Here is a 16,006-nt window from a genome sequence, read left to right on the forward strand (position 1 = left end):
GGACCTTGCTCCCCGGGGGCCGGGACCATGGCCACGACTTCGCAGGTACCAAGGGCCCGAGACCCCGTGCGCCGGGTCCGCCCCGGCCCGGGCCGCGGCACCCGCGCGCCCCGCCCCGCACACGGGCACGATCCCGCGGGCGGTGTGAGACTGCCCCTGAGGAGGTGGGACAGGTGGTGAGCCAACCGATGGCACCCGGCCCGGGAGAGCTGCTGCTCGAACAACTCCTGACCGCGGCCCACGCGGCGACCCCGACGGAGCTTCCCGCCCTGGTCCAGCGGTTCGCCGACGCCACGAGCCTCGACCGGATCGACGTGTACCTGGTGGACCTCCAGCAGCGCTGCCTGGTGCCGCTGAGCGACGGGCCGCCGACGCTGGACGTGAACACGTCCGTCGCCGGATCGGCCTACCGGGCGCACGACCTGCGGGTCGAGGAGCTGCCCCGGGGCAGGATCACCGTCTGGCTGCCGCTGATCGACGGTGCGGAGCGGCTCGGCGTCATCGGCGCCACGGCCTCCGTGATCGACGGCGTGCTGCTGCGGCGCTGCCGCATGCTGGCCTCCATCCTCGCCATGGTGATCACCTCCAAGCGCGCCTCCAGCGACAGCTTCGCGCGCCGGACCCGCTCCCAGGTCATGCAGCTCCCCGCCGAGATGCTGCGGGCCTTCCTGCCACCCCGCACGGTCGGCAACTCCCGGGCGATCTCGACCGCCGTCCTGGAACCGGCCTACAACATCGGCGGCGACGTCTTCGACCACTCCCTGACCAGCTCCACCCTGCACGTGGCGATCCTCGACGCCATGGGGCACAACCTGGCGTCCGGCCTGACGACCTCCGTGGCCATGGCGGGCTGCCGCAACGCCCGGCGGGCGGGCGCGGAGCTGCCCGAGCTCGTCGACAACATCCAGCGGGCCCTCGCCGAGTGGCTGCCCGAGCAGTTCTGCACGGGCGTCTTCGCCCAGCTCGACCTGGCCGGGGGCGTCCTGCGGTGGTGCAACTGCGGGCATCCGCCGCCCCTGCTCATCCGCGACCACCGTGTCCTCGCCGGCGCGCTGGAGCGCTCGGCGCAGCCGCCGCTGGGGACGCCCGGACTCCTTGCCGGCAGCGTGTGGCAGGTGCACGAGGAGCACCTCAAGCCGGGCGACCGGGTGCTGATGTACACCGACGGCGTGACCGAGGCGCGTACCGGCAGCGGCGCCGAATTCGGCCTGGAGCGGTTCACGGACACCATCATCCGGGCGACGGCCGCGGGCGAGTCGGCACCGGAGGCGCTGCGGCAGCTCATCCACTCCCTCCTCGACCGGCAGGAGAAGCCGTTGCGCGACGACGCCACGCTGCTGCTCATGGAGTGGTGCCCGTCGGGTCCGCGGTGACCGGGCGGGCCCGCGGCCCTCTTGGCCGCGGCTCCGGCCGCACGGGCGCCGCCCCCGCGGCGACGGGGGCGGCAGGGGTCAGTGGCTGCCGGTGAGCTCGCCGCTGAGGCGGTCGTGGATGCGGGCACTGGGCCGGTTCAGGCCGATGATCTCGACGGTCTTGCCGCGCTGGGCGTACTTCGCCTCGACCATGTCCAGGGCGGCGACGGACGAGGCGTCCCAGACGTGGGCCCCGGACAGGTCGACGACGACCCGGTCGGGGTCGGTGGCGTAGGCGAAGCGGCCGGCGAGGTCGTTGGCGGAGGCGAAGAAGAGTTCCCCGGTGACGGTGTAGACGACCCGGGTGCCGTCGGGGTCGGTGACCGCGGTGACCTCCGCCGCGTGCGCGACGCGGCGGGCGAAGAGGGCCATGGCGGTGAGCGTGCCGACGACGACGCCGACGGCGAGGTTGTGCGTGGCGACCACGCACACGACGGTGACCACCATGACGGCGGTCTCCCCGGCGGGCAGGCGCCGGAGCGTCTTCGGCGCGACGGAGTGCCAGTCGAAGGTGGCGAAGCACACCATGACCATGACGGCGACGAGCGCGGCCATGGGGATGTCGGAGACGACCGGGCCGAAGGCGACGCAGAGCACCATCAGGAAGACGCCCGCAAGGAAGGTGGAGAGCCGGGTGCGGGCGCCGGAGACGCGTACGTTGATCATGGTCTGGCCGATCATGGCGCAGCCGCCCATGCCGCCGAAGAGGCCGGTGACGATGTTGGCGACGCCCTGGCCGACGGACTCGCGGGTCTTGGACGAGGGGGTGTCGGTGATGTCGTCGACGAGCTTGGCGGTCATCAGGGACTCCATCAGGCCGACCAGCGCCATGGCGAGCGCGTAGGGGGCGACGGTCGTCAGCGTGTCCAGGGTGAACGGCACGTCGGGCAGGCCGGGCACGGGCAGGGACGAGGGGAGTTCGCCCTTGTCGCCGACCGTGGGCACCGCGATCCCGGCCCCGACCGTGAGCGCGGTGAGGACGGCGATGGCGACCAGCGGCGCCGGGACCGCCGTGGTCACCTTCGGGAAGAACACCAGCAGCGCGAGCCCGCCCGCGATCAGCGGGTAGACCGCCCAGGGCACGTCGTGCGCCTCCGGCACCTGGGCCAGGAAGACGAGGACGGCGAGGGCGTTGACGAAGCCGACCATCACCGGGCGGGGCACGAACCGCATCAGCCGCGCCACGCCCAGGGCGCCGAGGACGATCTGGAAGACGCCCGCCAGGATGACGGCGGCGACCAGGTACCCCAGGCCGTGCTCGCGGTTGAGCGGGGCGATGACCAGGGCGACGGCGCCCGTCGCGGCGGAGATCATGGCCCGCCGGCCGCCGACGACCGCGATGGTGACGGCCATCGTGAAGGCGGAGAACAGGCCGACCGCGGGATCGACCCCGGCGATCAGGGAGAAGGAGATCGCCTCGGGGATCAGCGCCAGTGCCACGACGAGCCCGGCGAGGATCTCGGTGCGCCACACCTTCGGGTCGGACAGCCAGGCGGGCTTCAGGCCCCGCAGCCGGGCCGCGGGGGACAGTGCGGAAGAGGACAAGGAGGAGGAACCTGTCGTGCTCGGGCCCGCCCGGCATCACCTCGGGCGCGCAAGCTGGTACGGGAGGGCGCGGCGGCCCTCCACGGCGCCCGCGGACGGCGGGCGCACGGGGTGCGGGGAGCCGGTGGCCACCGGCCGGAGGTCTCGCCTCCGCTCAGGGCCGGAGGCGGCGGCGCGGCATCGTCACGGCGGGCAGGCGGCGGCGGGCGTCAAGGGCTTGCGCACGCGTTCTCCTGCGGGCTCGGGGATCCGTCGGCGTCGGCCCCGGCGTGGCGCGGGGGCACGGAACGACGTCCCGCACCGGAGCGACGGTCCGGCTCACCGGACGCCGGGACGACCGTCAACTCTACCGTGAGGCGGCACCCGCCCCGGGAGCGGGCGGCGGGGCTGACCGCTGCGGTGAGGTGAGACCTGCGCGCCGGGCCCGACCGCCGCCTCGGATTCGGCGGGCGGGGACGGGCTCTGCCCCACAGGGATCGTGAGACGAGCCGTACGGCGCCCGGCTACGCGGGGGCCGTACGGACCTCTGAGCGGCGGGGCAAGGCGTCAGGGGTCTGTCAGGGGCGCACCGGCACCGTGCGTCACGCACGTACTGCCGGAACAGCACGCCCTTCTGGAGCCTATGGAGGTCTCATGACAGTCAGTCGGCGCACCATGCTGCGGTCTGCCGCGGCGGCCGTACCGGCGCTCGCGCTCGCGGGCACGCTGCCCGGCACGGCCTCGGCCGCGGAGAGCGCCCCAGGGCAGTGGGAGGTCCGTTCGCTCAGCCCCTGGGACGGAGGGCTCCTCTTCCACCAGCTCAGCGTCGCCCCGGACGGCGCCGCCCTGGCCGTCGGCACCGACATCAGCCTGGAGAACATGGGCACGTACCACCCGGTCGCCTTCACGTACGGCGGCACGGACTGGAAGACGCACATCTGGGTCACGTTCCCCGACGACACCAGGCCCATGACCGGCGCGTGGGCCGCGGGCGCCGGTGACGCCTGGGCCGTGGGCGAGCGGTGGGACCGGCAGCCGATGCGGGACGTGCCGCAGCTCATGCACTGGAACGGCGCGGCGTGGACGGACCGGACGGCCGGCGCCGCCGTCCGCGGCCCGGTCCACGTCGACGGCGCGGGCAAGGAGGTGTGGGTCGTCGGCCGCGCCGTGTACCCGGCGCCCGGGGCGGCCGCGCTGCGCCGGACCGGTTCCGGCTGGACACCGGTGGCCCTGCCGGCCGGGCTCGGTGCCGCCGCGCGGCTCAACGCCGTACGGGTGGTCGCGGCCGACGACGTGTGGGTCGCCGGGTACGCCGCCGACAAGGAGTTCGGGACGAGGACGCCGCTGGTGATGCGCTGGAACGGCAGCTCCTGGACGCGGCTGCCCGCGCCCTTCGGCCCGGCGGCCGGGCACGTGTCGGCGCTCCTGGTGCGCGACGGCGTCTGCTGGGCCGGCGGCTCGGTGGACCGGCGCGCGGCCGCGGCCACCTGGGACGGCCGCGCGTGGTCCCTGCGCTCCCCGTCCGGCCTGGAGGCCTCCGAGGTCGGGCACTTCGCGGCGTACGGCACGCAGGTGTGGGCGGCGGGCACCCGCATGCCGCTCCAGCGGTGGACCGGCTCGTCCTGGTCCGCGGCCGACGGCCCGCTGCCCGGGACGCTGACGGCGGACGTGGTGACCCACGGCCCGGACGGCGCGCTGTGGCTGGCGGGCCACACCGAGGACACGGCGGACCGCACCACCACGTACTTCCTCGCCAAGCTCCCGGCCGCCGCGGCCTGACCCCGCCGGGGGCCGGGGTCCGGCCCCAATCCCCCGGCCTCCGGGCCCCGATCCCCGGTCCCCGGTCAGGGAAGGATCGCGTCGACGTACCCGCCGTCGACGCGCAGCGCGCCGCCCGTCGTGGCGGAGGCCAGGTCGGAGCTGAGGTACACCACCATGTTGGCGATCTCCTCCGGCTCGATGAGGCGCTGGAGCAGCGACTGGGGGCGGTGCTCCTTCATGAAGACGCGCTGCGCCTCGTCCCAGGGCAGGTCGCGGTCGACGAGCTGGTACACGAAGTCCTCCACGCCCTTGGTGTGGGTGGGCCCGGCGATGACGGAGTTCACGGTGACGCCGGTGCCCGCGGCCTGTTTGGCGAAGCCGCGGCCGACGGCGAGCAGGGCGGTCTTCGACATCCCGTAGTGGATCATCTCGGCGGGGATCACGACGGCCGAGTCGCTGGCGATGTACTGGACGCGGCCCCAGCCCCGCTCGGCCATCCGCGGCAGGTAGGTGCGGGTGAGGCGGACGGCGGCCAGGACGTTGACGTCGAAGTAGCGGCGCCACTCCGCGTCCGTGATCTCCAGCGGGTCCTGGGCGCCGAAGATGCCGAGGTTGTTGATGAGGACGTCGACCTCCGGCAGGAGCTCGTACACCCGCTCCCCGCCGTCGTCGGCCGCGACGTCGGCGGCCACCGGGACGAAGTCGCCTCCCGGTACCTCGCCCTTGAGCCGTTCGACGGCCTCGTCCACCCGTCGCGGGTCACGTCCGTTGATCCCGACGCGTGCCCCGGCCCGGGCGAGCCCGGTCGCGATGGCGGCCCCGATGCCCTGGGTGGACCCGGTCACGAGAGCCGTCCGTCCGGTGAGGTCGATGTGCATGACGTGCCTTCTCCTCGCTGTGCGACGTACACAAGGTCGGTGGGCGCGGTGCGCGGGTGGCGGTGGCCCGGTTCCGAGGGTTCCCCGGCGGCGGGCCGATGATCCGTCCGATCGGCGTAGGCCGCCCTCGTTCGGCCACGCGGCGGACGAGGCGGGCGCTCGGGGCCGCCACCCCCGGGGCCGCCCCTTCGCTGCGCGCGGCGCATACATCCCTTAACGTGCCCGTATGGTCACTAAAAGCAATGAAACCGTTCCGGGGGAGAAGCCCGGGCGCCGCCCGGCCGTGCGCGGCGCGGGCCTGCTGTGCGCGGCGGCCGCGGCGGCGGCCCTGCTCACGGGCTGCGGCGACGACGACAAGGACAAGGGCACCGAGACCGGCGCGGCCGGCACCTCCAAGGCGCCGCCCACCGCCGCCTCCGCCACGGCGAGCGGCGGTGCCCTCACCGAGGACCAGTCCGAGCGCAAGGAGCTCGTCCCGAAGGCCAAGGTCGGCTACGACAAGGCGCTGAGCGCCGCGGTCGCGGCGGTGGCGAAGTCGAAGCCCGTCTCCACCGAGCTCAAGGGCCCGGCCGACAAGCCCGTCTGGGAGACCGAGGTCGCCACCGCCGACGGCACCGCCCACACCGTCCGCGTGGACGCGGTCACCGGGAAGGCCGACAAGGCGCAGGCGAAGGCGGACGACGACGCCGACGACAAGCGCGAGCTCGCGGGGTGGCTGGACAAGGCCACGGTGAGTCCCGAGCAGGCCGCGCAGACCGCCACCGGCAAGACCAAGGGCACGGTGACCTCCGTCGAGCTCGACGACACCGACAAGGGCACGCCGAAGTGGTCCGTCGACGTCGTGACGACCGACGACTGGAACAAGACGACCTACGACATCGACGCGACCAACCGCAAGGTCCTGCGGGAGCACGTGGACCGCGACTGAGCCGTCCGCCCCCTGACCGCACCCGGTCCGCACCCGCGCGGCGCGCACCGCCCCGGACCCCGGGGCGGTGCGCGCCGCCGTCGCCCTCCCTGCCGCTCCGTCGCGGTGCGCGCGGGCCACATCCCGTACGGGACCCGCGTACCGGCGCATCGTCTGAAGGCCGCTCAGGCGCGTGGCACCGGCACCCTCGGTGCGGCCCGGGCCGGGCGCGGGCGGCGGAAGAGGGGCATGGCGAGGGCCACCGGAGGAGGCGCCGACGCGGCCTCCCCCACGGGTTCGGTGGGCGCGGGGAGCCTGCGCGGCACGGGGGCGGCGGGGGCTCGGAGGGTGCGGGTCAGGCGGTCGCCCGCGCGCAGCACCTCGTGGCGGCGCCGGACGCGACGCCAGGCCAGGCACCACTGCTCCCACTCGCCGCCCGTGACGTCGCACACGCGCAGGAACGCGTCGAGCTGCTGGAGGTCGAGCAGGGACCTGCCCGCGAGCATGCGGTGCAGGGTGCTGTGCGGCAGTTCCCCGTGGCGTCCGGCCCGGCGCTCCATCTCGTCCAGGGGCATCGCTCCCGCCTGGTGGTAGAGCTGCCGCAAGGCGTGGATCAGCTCGTCCCTGTTGTACACGCTGTCGGGCCGGGGCACGTCCGCCCCGGGGTGCCGCCGCCGGTACGCGGCGTAGCGCGCGGCCCGCCACAGGCCGCGCGCCTGTTCCACGGGGGCTCCGCAGGCCCGGGCGTACGCCTCCACCACCGGCAGGCGCGGGACGCGGGTGCCGGTGGTGGCGCGGGAGAAGGTGGTGTCGGAGAAGGCGTACCCGGACCTCCTGGCCAGCTCCCGGTGCGTCAGGCCGGCCGCGTGGCGCCGGTCGCGCAGCCAGCGGGCCAGCTTCTCCAGAGCCGGGTCGGCGGCCGCCACCGGCCGTTCCGGGCGTCCCACGGCATCTCCCCCGTCACCGTGCGTCCGGCGCGAGCGGGGCCTGCCGCGCCAGGTGGGCGCCGACCAGGCCCGCGGCCGCCAGCACCTCGGCGATGACGACGGCGGGCAGCCCGGCGGAGGCCAGGGCCGCCCCCAGGACGAGGACCACGACGACGATGACGGTCCGCCCTGTGCCGGGGCGGGCCGGGGGCGTGCCGGGGGCGCAGGCCGGACCTCGGCGTGCCGGGCACCGCGACTCGATCGGCTGGGAGGACTGGGACGACTGGGACGACTGCAACGGCCAGGACGGTTGGGGCTGTTGGGGTGGCTGGAACATGGACTACCTCTGGTTCTGGTTCTCGGCGAGCTGGCATTCCTCGCCCCCGCGCCAGGACGCCGTACGGGGGCAACAGGGCGACGGCGTATGCCCGTTGGGCAGCATGGTGGCAGCCCGCCGCGCGCCCGCGAGGGGGTTGATGCGGCGCCGCCCCGCCCGCAGCCGTCCCCGGGGCCCCGCGGCTCCGCTCCCCCGTGCTCGGCACCTGCGCGGACGCGTGGGGCGCGCGTGCGTGGGGCGCCCGGGTAAGGGAGTTGATGCGGTGGCGGCCAACGCCGCCGGGCCGACCCGGTGCTACAGGGCGTCGTCGTCCCACAGGTGGGGGCTGTGGGCGGCGACGAGCGCGCCGACGCGGGCGAGGGCGTCGTCCGCCGGGAGGGGGGCGAGCCGCCGCCCGTCCCGCAGGCGCAGCGCGACGTGGCCGTCGGCCGCCTCCCTGGCGCCGACGACGGCTTGGTAGGGCACCAGGCGGGCGTCGCGGACGCGGGCGCCGAGGCTGCCGCGCTCCGGGTCTACGACGTCCGCGCGCAGCCCGCTCTCGACGCACCGCCGGGCGAGCGCCGTGGCCTGCGGCACCTGGGCCTCGGACACCGGCAGGACCGCCACCTGGGTGGGGGCGAGCCAGGCGGGGAAGGCGCCGCCGTGCTGTTCGACGAGGTGGGCGACGGCGCGCTCCACGCTGCCGACGATGCTGCGGTGGACCATGACCGGCCGGTGCCTTGCGCCGTCCGCGCCGGTGTAGTGCAGGTCGAACCGCTCGGGCTGGTGGAGGTCGACCTGGACGGTGGACAGGGTGGACTCCCGGCCGGCACTGTCGGCGACCTGCACGTCGATCTTGGGGCCGTAGAAGGCGGCCTCCCCCTCGGCCGCCTCGTAGGCGATCCCGGAGCGGTCCAGTACCTCGGTCAGGAGCGCGGTGGACCGCTGCCACTTCTCGGGGTCGGCGACGTACTTGCCGCCGGGGCCCGGCAGGGAGAGCCGGTAGCGGGCCGGGGTGAGGCCGAGGGCCTCGTACGCCCGGCGGATCATCTCCAGGGCCGCCCGCGCCTCGTCGGCGACCTGGTCCAGGGTGCAGAAGACGTGGGCGTCGTTGAGGTGGATGGCCCGCACCCGGGTCAGCCCGCCGAGGACGCCCGACAGCTCCGAGCGGTACATGCCGCCGAGTTCGGCCATGCGCAGCGGCAGTTCGCGGTAGCTGTGCGCGCGGGAGCGGTAGATCACCGCGTGGTGCGGGCACAGGCTCGGGCGCAGGACGACCTGCTCGCCGCCCAGCTCCATGGGCGGGAACATGTCGTCGCTGTAGTGCGCCCAGTGCCCCGAGAGCTCGTACAGCTCCCGTTTGCCGAGCACCGGCGAGTACACGTGCCGGTAGCCCGCGCGCCGCTCCGCCGCGTGGATGTACGCCTCCAAAGCGTGCCGGACGGCAGCGCCGTCGGGGAGCCAGTACGGCAGTCCCGCGCCGATCAGCGGGTCGGTGTCGAACAGGCCGAGCTCGCGGCCGAGTCTGCGGTGGTCGTGCATGGCGGTCTCCTCACGGACGGTGGGCGAGTGACCGCACGGCGAAGCCCCGGGGCACTCGCCCCGGGGCTTTCGACCAGACATCTGTCAGCGCGCCGGGACGTTCTCCGGCGTCGTCGTCACCTGTGCGCGCTGCTTCATGCGGGAGACGCTAGCCGGGCCGGGGCGCGGCTCGCACCCGCTTTTTTCGTTCGCCTCCTTCCTTCACGTTCTTCCTTCACGTCTTTCGTTCACGTTTTTCGTTCGTGGGCGTGTCGGCGATGAGTTCTCCCGCCCCCGACAGTCGTACTGGTGTTCATACTGTCGGAGAGACGTGTCAGGAGGCACTCCATGCCACAGTTGTTGAAAGTGCAGAACTTCACGGTGTCGCGGGACGGGTTCGGCGCCGGGGAGGGCCAGAGCCTGGAGCGGCCGTTCGGCCACGCCGACCCCGGGACGATGTTCACCTGGGCCGGTGCCACGGCGAGCTGGCCCAACCGTACCGACCCCGGGGGCAGCCGCGGCCTCGACGACTACTTCACCCGGGACTTCCACCACAACATCGGCGCCGAGATCATGGGCCGGAACAAGTTCGGGCCGCAGCGCGGGCCGTGGCGCGACGAGGCGTGGCGCGGCTGGTGGGGCGACGAACCCCCGTTCCACACCCCGGTGTTCGTCATGACGCACCACGAGCGTCCCTCGTTCACGCTCTCCGACACCACGTTCCACTTCGTGAACGCGGACCCGGCCACAGTGCTCGACCGGGCACGGGAGGCGGCGCGCGGCAAGGACGTCCGCCTCGGCGGCGGGGCGACCGTCATCCGGGAGTTCCTGGAGGCGGACCTCGTCGACACCCTGCACGTGGCGGTCTCCGACGTGGAACTCGGCTCCGGGGTACGGCTCTGGGAGTCGCCCAAGGAGCTGCTCGACCGGTTCCACCTGGAGGTCGTGCCCAGCCCGAGCGGCGTGACGCACCACTTGTTCTGGCGGAGGTGACACGGGGGGAGGCGCCCGTGGGGGTGCCCGTCAGCCCCACGGAGGGCGCCCCCGCAGCAGGTCAGCGCACCCGCTGGACCAGCACCTGGCCCGGCCAGTCCCCGTGCGCGAACCGTTCCGCCGGGGTGAAGCCGTTGCGCTCGTAGAAGGCGACGAGTTCGCCCCCGCCGCCCGCCCAGCAGTCGACCCGCAGCAGTCCCACCCCCGCCCTGCGGGTCTCCTCGACGGCGTGGGCCAGCAGGGCCGCGCCGATGCCCGCCCCGGCGTGCCGCCGGTCGGAGACGAGGAGCCGGACGTACCGCTCCGGCTCCTCGGCCGCTGCGATCGGCATCTGCGGGCTGGGGCCGGAGTCCAGGACGAGGGCGCCCACCGGGGTGCCGTCCGACTCCGCGATGTACGGGGTGTTCTCGGACATGTACCGCTCGACCCGCGCCACCCCGCCGGGCTTGCGCGAGTAGGGCGTCGTGCCCCACTGCTCGGTGTTGCCGCGCGCGTTCATCCAGGCCACCGCGGCGTCGAGCATGTCCAGTACGGCCGGCGCGTCGGCCGGGCCGCCGGGGCGGATCCGTACGGCGTTCCGTATGTCAGGTGTCGTCTCGTTCACGCCGGGAGCCTAGCCAAAACCCCGGTGCGCGCGGGCGGGCGCCGCTCTAGGCTGCCCCGCGGACAGGGCCGCCCGGTGAGGGCCACGACGGCGCGGACGTACGGGCGGGCGGGAACCCTCCCGGACGGACGCGGGCCCGCTCGGACGAACAGGAATCTCATGGATGACCACCTGAGTGATCAGCCCGCGCGCTGGACGCAAGCCACCACGTACCCCGACATGTGGGCCGACCCGGACGACGACCCCCGCGACACCGGCGGCCCCGCCCCGGAGGGCGAACTCGCCACGCTCCAGGACTTCCTGAGGAACTACCGCCTGACCCTGCGCATGAAGTGCGAGGGCCTGGACGCGGAGCAACTGGCCCGCCGTGCGGTGCCGCCGTCGGCGATGTCCCTGCTCGGCCTGGTCCGCCACCTGGCCGAGGTGGAGCGGGACTGGCGCAACTGGATCACCGACGGCGAACCGCTGCCGAAGCTGTACGGGAAGCGCGACGCGGACTTCGACGGGGCGGTCGGCGAACAGGCTGTCGTCGACGCCGCGTTCGCGGACCTGGCGCGCGAACAGGCCGCGACCGACGAGGCGCTGGCCGGCCACCCGGATCTCGGCGAGCGCCTGGGCAAGGACCGGATCGCGGTCCGGGAGCTCCTGGTGCACCGGATCGAGGAGTACGCCCGCCACTGCGGGCACGCCGACTTCCTGCGCGAACGCATCGACGGCAGGGTCGGCCAGTGACCCCCGGCGGGCGGCCGGTGTCCGACGAGGCCCCGTAGACGCCCCGGCAACTCGTGTGCCATCAGGCCCCGTACGTACCCGGGCGCCCCGTGTCCGAGAACGCCCCGTGGACGCCCGAGCGGCACGCACGGGGCCGTGTACACCGGCACCCCCGGGGTACCCGGCGGTCTCCCGCTGCGAGTCCAGCTTCTCTCACGACACCCGGGAGGTTCCCCATGACCAGCAGCACGGAGACCGGTGGCGTCACCGGCACGCGGGACAAGTCGTACAACCTGATCTGGTACGTCGAGGCGTGTCTGAGCAACGCGCTGCGGCTCGAGTCCTACATCCAGGACGCGGAGCGCGAGAAGGACACCGAGGTGGCGGAGCTGTTCCGCAAGGCGCAGTCCGACAGCCGCAAGGGCGCCGAGCTGGGCAAGAAGCTGCTCCGCTCCCGCCTGCAGGACGGCTGACGCACCCCACCGGGTACGACCGCCGCACCACAGGACCGCGCGCCGGCGCGGCCACGCGGTCCCGGGCCCCCTCACCCCCATCGGTGAGGGGGCTTCCGCTTGTTCCCGCCCGTGCGGTTCCGCCCGCCGCCACCTGCGCGGTCCCGTCACCCGTGCCCGCTACGATCTCGATCACCAGGGGCACCTGCGGGCCCCCGACCACTTCGAGACGCAGGCAGGCAGGGGGAAATCCGCATGACCAGAACCGTGTTCAGGCGTACGGCCACCGTGGCCGTGACCGGTGCGGTGCTCGCGGCGCTGGGCACCGCCCACGCCGCGGCCGACGCGCCGGGCGGCCGGGCGGAACCGCCGGGGGTCCGCGCCGCGCTGGACCGCACCGTCGCCGCGGGGGCGCCCGGCGCCTTCGCGGTCGTTAGGGACCACGGGGCCATGGAACAGGGCGAGACCGTGGCCGTCGGCAAGGCGAACCTCGACGGCACGCCCATGAACGGCGCCTGGCGCTTCCGCGTCGGCTCCAACACCAAGATGTTCACCGCCGCGCTGGTGCTCCGCCTGGCCGACCAGGGGCGGATCGACCTGGACCGGCCGGTACGCGACCACCTCCCCGCGGGCACCCTGCCCGAGGGCTGGAACATGACCACCCGCCAGGTGCTGCAGCACCGCTCCGGCGTCTACGACCACACCAACGACCTCCTCGAACAGCCCGGCGAGGAGACCACCAGCGCGTTCGAGAAGCGCATCCGCAACACCGTGTACCGCCCCGCCGACCTCGTGGCCCTGTCGGTCGAGCACGGCCCGCAGAGCAGGCCGGGCACCACGTACTCGTACTCCAACACCAACTACGTGCTGCTGGGCATGGCGATCGAGCAGGTCACCGGCCACTCGTACGCGCAGGCGCTGCGCGAGGAGATCATCGAGCCGCTCGGCCTCGCGGAGACCTCGTACGTCGTCCCGGACAAGACGATCGCCGGGGCGCACGTCACCGGCTACCTCACCAACGACGACCGCTCCAAGCCGCTGCTCGACTCCACCGAGCAGAACGGCTCCTGGGTGGGCAGCGCGGGTGCCGTCATCTCCTCCGCCGCCGACATGGACCGGTTCCTGACGGCCCTGCTCGCGGGCGACTCCGGCAACCTGGTCTCCGACGCGTCGGTGCGCCAGATGACGACCACGCTGCCCACGCCCACGGCGAACGTCCGCTACGGCCTGGGCCTGCGCGAGATCACCCTGTCCTGCGGCAAGGTCTACGGCCACGGCGGCATCGTCCAGGGCTACCAGACCCAGTCGTTCAGCACCCGCGACGGCGGCCGTACGGTCGTGGTCTTCGCCAACGCCTCCAACAACGGGGCGGTCACCCAGGGTGTGACGAACACGCTGGAGCCGGCGTTCTGCGGCACCAAGCCGGCGCCCAAGGCGCTCCACCGCTCCCTCCCCGCGGACCGGTCGGCCGGGCCGGACACCGCCCGTGCCCCCTGGGTGCCGGCCGTCGAGGACACCCGTATCTGACCCGTCAGGTCCCGTGGCCCGCGACCGGTCTCGACACGGCGGTCGCGTCACCGGGCCGTACGCACACACAGGTGCCTCCCCGGCCGGAGCGGGGGAGGCACCTGTGCGAGGTCCGCGGGAGGCGGCGGTCAGCGGGTGAGCAGCGGCAGCCTGGAGGGGCCGAGCACACCGTCGACCGCCATGAACTCCGGCGGATCTTCCGGATCGGTACGCAGCGTCGGGTACCGGTCCAGGAGCATGGTGAGCCCGATGCGGCTCTCCAGGCGGGCCAGGGGCGCGCCGAGGCAGAAGTGGATCCCGCGGCCGAAGGCCAGGTGCGGGTTGGGGTCGCGGTCCGGGTCGAACACGTGCGGCCGGTCGAACCGGCGCTCGTCCCGGTTGGCCGCTCCCAGCCAGAGCTTGACCATCGTCCCCTCGGGCACGGCGACGCCCGCCAGTTCCGTGTCCATGATGGCCGCGCGGGGCGCGTGCGCGATCGGGCCGAGGAACCGCAGGGTCTCCTCGACGACTGCCGGGGCGAGGCCCGGGTCCGCGCGCAGCCGTGCCTGCTGCGCCGGGTGGGCGTCCAGGCACAGCAGGGCGTTGCCGAGGGTGAGGGCGGTGGTGCCGTGCCCGGCGACGAGGAGTTCCCTGGCGAGGTTCACCACGGCGGCCTCGCTCAGGCGCTCGCCGTCGACCTCCGCCTCGACCAGCTTGGTGAGCAGGTCCTCCCGCGGCTTCACGCGCCGCTCAGCCACCTGCTCGCGCAGGTAGGCCAGCATCTCGGGGACGCGCCCGAGGGCCACCGCGACGTCGTCGCCGCCCTGCCCCGCGCCCCCGGCCTCCACCGGGAACGCTCCGGCGGCGGCCGCCATGCGGTCCACCCACTGCTTGAAGAGGGCCCGGTCGCTGTGCGGCACGCCGAGCATGTCCGCGATCACGATCATGGGCAGCGGATAGGCGAAGTCCTCGACGAGGTCCAGCTTCTCCTTGCCCACGGCGGCGTCCAGTAACTCTTGGGCGAGCTTGACGATCCCCGGTTCGAGCCCGGCCACCATGCGCGGGGTGAAGACGCGGCTCACGAGCTTCCGCAGCTTCGTGTGGAGCGGCGGGTCCGTCTCCGTCAGCACGCCCTCGGCGAGCGCCTCCTCCTCCGGGGTCGGGGCCCGGCCGCACCACAGCTCCTCCACCCTGGACGAGTACACCGCCGGGTTCCCGTAGACCTCGGCGCACTCGGCGTGTCCGTACACGTGCACTATCCCGTTGGTGTCGGCTTCGACGGGGGCGTCCGGCCGCCGGTCCCACATCCAGAAGTACGCCGGGTCCACGCCCCAGCGGTCAGCGAGCTGCGTCATGTTCTGCTTTCTCGGTGTGTGCTGTGTTGCTGTGTGCGCTGTGTTGCCGTGTGCGCTGCGCGCGGGGCTCACGGTGGCAGTCGGTCCGCGGCGCGGGACACCGCCACGCCGTCCGGCCGCGCAAGGCCCACGACGGTGTGACACGGCTCGCCCGCTCGTTCGAGTACGCCTTACGAGGCTCGGGGGGTGGATGGGGCGGGTGGGGCTGGAGGGGACAGCGACGGTCGGGCCTCGGTCCTTTTCGGGGAGGCTCCGGGGGCCGCCGGGCTCTGACCTGTGAGGTCACCTTGAGGTTCCCCAGGCACCAAGAAGTGCTTTCTTCCCTGATCGCGGCTGCTCTCCTACGGTTCCTCAGTAACTACTGGAGAGCACCAACGCAGCGGTTCGGAGACAGCATGGCCATCACTCTCGTCAATCCCGGCGGGCTTCCGGAGATCGACGCCTACCGTCAGGTGTCGGTCGCGACGGGCTCGAAGCTGGTGCACATCGCCGGGCAGGTCGCCTGGGACGCGCAGGGGGTCACGGTCGGGAAGGGCGACCTCGCCGCCCAGGTCGAGCAGTGCTACCTCAACATCGGCACCGCTCTGGCCGCGGTCGGCGGCTCGTTCGACGACGTGGCCAAGCTGACCGTCCACGTCGTCGACTGGACCCCCGACAAGATGCCCGCGTTCCTGGACGGTGTCGCGCGGGCGGCGGCGAAGCTCGGCCGCACGCCGGTGCCGCCGGGCACGCTGCTGGGCGTCGCGGCGCTCGACGTGCCCGAGCACCTGGTGGAGGTCGAGGCCACCGCGGTCCTCGACTGACCCGGGCGGCGGCGCCTCGACGCCGCGGCCCCGTCCCCCGTGGCGGGGCCGCGCTCGCGCTAGTCGTTGCTGACCAGGACGTTGAGCCGGTAGTTCAGTGGGTCGGGCCACTCGATGTTGACCCAGACGACGTACTGGCCGTCCCGTGGCGCCACGTTGTGCACCGCCATGCGCGCGCTGCCGACGAACGCGTCGCCGTTGCCGTCGACTTCGGTGATGGACGCGACGATGGTGCTGTTCTTGAAGGCGACAGGCGAGTTGATGGGCTGGACGAAGCTGCCGTTGCCCCTGCCGTTGAATACGCGCCGGATAACCGTGCTCATGTCCCCTGTTTCTC

Annotated in this window: 16 protein-coding genes; 8 read left to right on the forward strand and 8 right to left on the reverse strand. The window is 73.7% G+C overall.

What is annotated here, in order from left to right; genetic code table 11:
- Positions 1 to 188: 188 nt before the first annotated feature.
- The gene (locus tag QK440_RS06380) at positions 189 to 1,373 is read left to right on the forward strand and encodes a PP2C family protein-serine/threonine phosphatase (RefSeq protein ID WP_282792031.1); all 1,185 of its coding nucleotides are present in this window, start codon (positions 189 to 191) and stop codon (positions 1,371 to 1,373) included.
- 78 nt (positions 1,374 to 1,451) lie between these two features.
- Here the strand turns inward: QK440_RS06380 and QK440_RS06385 are convergent, their stop codons facing one another.
- Positions 1,452 to 2,957 (reverse strand): SulP family inorganic anion transporter, encoded by a 1,506-nt coding sequence (locus QK440_RS06385; protein ID WP_282791980.1) that lies wholly within the window; start codon positions 2,955 to 2,957, stop codon positions 1,452 to 1,454.
- Positions 2,958 to 3,590: 633 nt separating this feature from the next.
- Here QK440_RS06385 and QK440_RS06390 point away from each other — a divergent pair.
- Complete coding sequence (locus QK440_RS06390) at positions 3,591 to 4,715, forward strand: hypothetical protein (protein ID WP_282791981.1); 1,125 nt, start codon at positions 3,591 to 3,593, stop codon at positions 4,713 to 4,715.
- A gap of 65 nt (positions 4,716 to 4,780) precedes the next feature.
- On the opposite strand, the gene QK440_RS06395 is transcribed toward QK440_RS06390, so the two are convergent.
- Positions 4,781 to 5,575 carry an SDR family oxidoreductase gene (locus QK440_RS06395; RefSeq protein WP_282791982.1) on the reverse strand — a complete coding sequence of 265 codons (795 nt, stop codon included), beginning with the start codon at positions 5,573 to 5,575 and terminating at the stop codon, positions 4,781 to 4,783.
- Between the two features lie 226 nt (positions 5,576 to 5,801).
- On the opposite strand from QK440_RS06395, the gene QK440_RS06400 reads away from it, so the two are divergent.
- Positions 5,802 to 6,503 carry a PepSY domain-containing protein gene (locus QK440_RS06400; RefSeq protein WP_282791983.1) on the forward strand — a complete coding sequence of 234 codons (702 nt, stop codon included), beginning with the start codon at positions 5,802 to 5,804 and terminating at the stop codon, positions 6,501 to 6,503.
- A 164-nt stretch (positions 6,504 to 6,667) separates the two neighbouring features.
- Here QK440_RS06400 and QK440_RS06405 read toward each other — a convergent pair whose 3' ends face one another.
- The 3 genes from QK440_RS06405 to thrS form a co-directional block, all read right to left on the reverse strand.
- Positions 6,668 to 7,429: a helix-turn-helix transcriptional regulator gene (locus QK440_RS06405; protein WP_282791984.1), complete on the reverse strand. Its 762-nt coding sequence runs from the start codon at positions 7,427 to 7,429 to the stop codon at positions 6,668 to 6,670.
- 13 nt (positions 7,430 to 7,442) lie between these two features.
- Positions 7,443 to 7,745 carry a hypothetical protein gene (locus tag QK440_RS06410; protein WP_282791985.1) on the reverse strand — a complete coding sequence of 101 codons (303 nt, stop codon included), beginning with the start codon at positions 7,743 to 7,745 and terminating at the stop codon, positions 7,443 to 7,445.
- A 294-nt stretch (positions 7,746 to 8,039) separates the two neighbouring features.
- A complete protein-coding gene (gene thrS, locus QK440_RS06415) occupies positions 8,040 to 9,347 on the reverse strand; it encodes a threonine--tRNA ligase (RefSeq protein ID WP_349239269.1) in 1,308 nt (435 codons plus the stop codon).
- Between the two features lie 246 nt (positions 9,348 to 9,593).
- On the opposite strand from thrS, the gene QK440_RS06420 reads away from it, so the two are divergent.
- Entirely contained in the window at positions 9,594 to 10,238 is a 645-nt protein-coding gene (locus tag QK440_RS06420; RefSeq protein WP_282791987.1) for a dihydrofolate reductase family protein, read from the forward strand.
- Positions 10,239 to 10,299: 61 nt separating this feature from the next.
- Here the strand turns inward: QK440_RS06420 and QK440_RS06425 are convergent, their stop codons facing one another.
- Positions 10,300 to 10,842, reverse strand: a complete 543-nt coding sequence (locus QK440_RS06425) for a GNAT family N-acetyltransferase (RefSeq protein WP_282791988.1) — start codon at positions 10,840 to 10,842, stop codon at positions 10,300 to 10,302.
- A 159-nt stretch (positions 10,843 to 11,001) separates the two neighbouring features.
- Between QK440_RS06425 and QK440_RS06430 the strand changes: the two genes are divergently transcribed.
- The 3 genes from QK440_RS06430 to QK440_RS06440 all read left to right on the forward strand — a co-directional run bounded on the left by QK440_RS06430 (position 11,002) and on the right by QK440_RS06440 (position 13,532).
- A complete protein-coding gene (locus QK440_RS06430) occupies positions 11,002 to 11,574 on the forward strand; it encodes a DinB family protein (RefSeq protein WP_282791989.1) in 573 nt (190 codons plus the stop codon).
- Positions 11,575 to 11,789: 215 nt separating this feature from the next.
- Positions 11,790 to 12,026 carry a hypothetical protein gene (locus QK440_RS06435; protein WP_282791990.1) on the forward strand — a complete coding sequence of 79 codons (237 nt, stop codon included), beginning with the start codon at positions 11,790 to 11,792 and terminating at the stop codon, positions 12,024 to 12,026.
- 234 nt (positions 12,027 to 12,260) lie between these two features.
- Complete coding sequence (locus QK440_RS06440) at positions 12,261 to 13,532, forward strand: serine hydrolase domain-containing protein (RefSeq protein ID WP_282791991.1); 1,272 nt, start codon at positions 12,261 to 12,263, stop codon at positions 13,530 to 13,532.
- A 128-nt stretch (positions 13,533 to 13,660) separates the two neighbouring features.
- Here the strand turns inward: QK440_RS06440 and QK440_RS06445 are convergent, their stop codons facing one another.
- Positions 13,661 to 14,866 carry a cytochrome P450 gene (locus QK440_RS06445; RefSeq protein ID WP_282791992.1) on the reverse strand — a complete coding sequence of 402 codons (1,206 nt, stop codon included), beginning with the start codon at positions 14,864 to 14,866 and terminating at the stop codon, positions 13,661 to 13,663.
- Positions 14,867 to 15,261: 395 nt separating this feature from the next.
- Between QK440_RS06445 and QK440_RS06450 the strand changes: the two genes are divergently transcribed.
- Positions 15,262 to 15,669, forward strand: a complete 408-nt coding sequence (locus tag QK440_RS06450; RefSeq protein WP_282791993.1) for a Rid family hydrolase — start codon at positions 15,262 to 15,264, stop codon at positions 15,667 to 15,669.
- Positions 15,670 to 15,728: 59 nt separating this feature from the next.
- Here QK440_RS06450 and QK440_RS06455 read toward each other — a convergent pair whose 3' ends face one another.
- Positions 15,729 to 15,992, reverse strand: a complete 264-nt coding sequence (locus tag QK440_RS06455; protein ID WP_282791994.1) for a hypothetical protein — start codon at positions 15,990 to 15,992, stop codon at positions 15,729 to 15,731.
- Positions 15,993 to 16,006 lie beyond the last annotated feature (14 nt).

Source organism: Streptomyces sp. CC224B, from assembly GCF_030010595.1.
GTDB lineage: Bacteria > Actinomycetota > Actinomycetes > Streptomycetales > Streptomycetaceae > Streptomyces > Streptomyces longispororuber.

Coding starts and splice junctions, on each gene's coding strand:
- QK440_RS06410 (WP_282791985.1), bottom strand. CDS start 7,745: ATGTTCCAGCCACCCCAACAGCCCCAACCGTCCTGGCCGTTGCAGTCG.
- QK440_RS06440 (WP_282791991.1), top strand. CDS start 12,261: ATGACCAGAACCGTGTTCAGGCGTACGGCCACCGTGGCCGTGACCGGT.
- QK440_RS06450 (WP_282791993.1), top strand. CDS start 15,262: ATGGCCATCACTCTCGTCAATCCCGGCGGGCTTCCGGAGATCGACGCC.
- QK440_RS06390 (WP_282791981.1), top strand. CDS start 3,591: ATGACAGTCAGTCGGCGCACCATGCTGCGGTCTGCCGCGGCGGCCGTA.
- QK440_RS06435 (WP_282791990.1), top strand. CDS start 11,790: ATGACCAGCAGCACGGAGACCGGTGGCGTCACCGGCACGCGGGACAAG.
- QK440_RS06400 (WP_282791983.1), top strand. CDS start 5,802: ATGGTCACTAAAAGCAATGAAACCGTTCCGGGGGAGAAGCCCGGGCGC.
- QK440_RS06455 (WP_282791994.1), bottom strand. CDS start 15,992: ATGAGCACGGTTATCCGGCGCGTATTCAACGGCAGGGGCAACGGCAGC.
- QK440_RS06395 (WP_282791982.1), bottom strand. CDS start 5,575: ATGCACATCGACCTCACCGGACGGACGGCTCTCGTGACCGGGTCCACC.
- QK440_RS06445 (WP_282791992.1), bottom strand. CDS start 14,866: ATGACGCAGCTCGCTGACCGCTGGGGCGTGGACCCGGCGTACTTCTGG.
- QK440_RS06380 (WP_282792031.1), top strand. CDS start 189: ATGGCACCCGGCCCGGGAGAGCTGCTGCTCGAACAACTCCTGACCGCG.
- thrS (WP_349239269.1), bottom strand. CDS start 9,347: ATGTCTGGTCGAAAGCCCCGGGGCGAGTGCCCCGGGGCTTCGCCGTGC.
- QK440_RS06420 (WP_282791987.1), top strand. CDS start 9,594: ATGCCACAGTTGTTGAAAGTGCAGAACTTCACGGTGTCGCGGGACGGG.
- QK440_RS06430 (WP_282791989.1), top strand. CDS start 11,002: ATGGATGACCACCTGAGTGATCAGCCCGCGCGCTGGACGCAAGCCACC.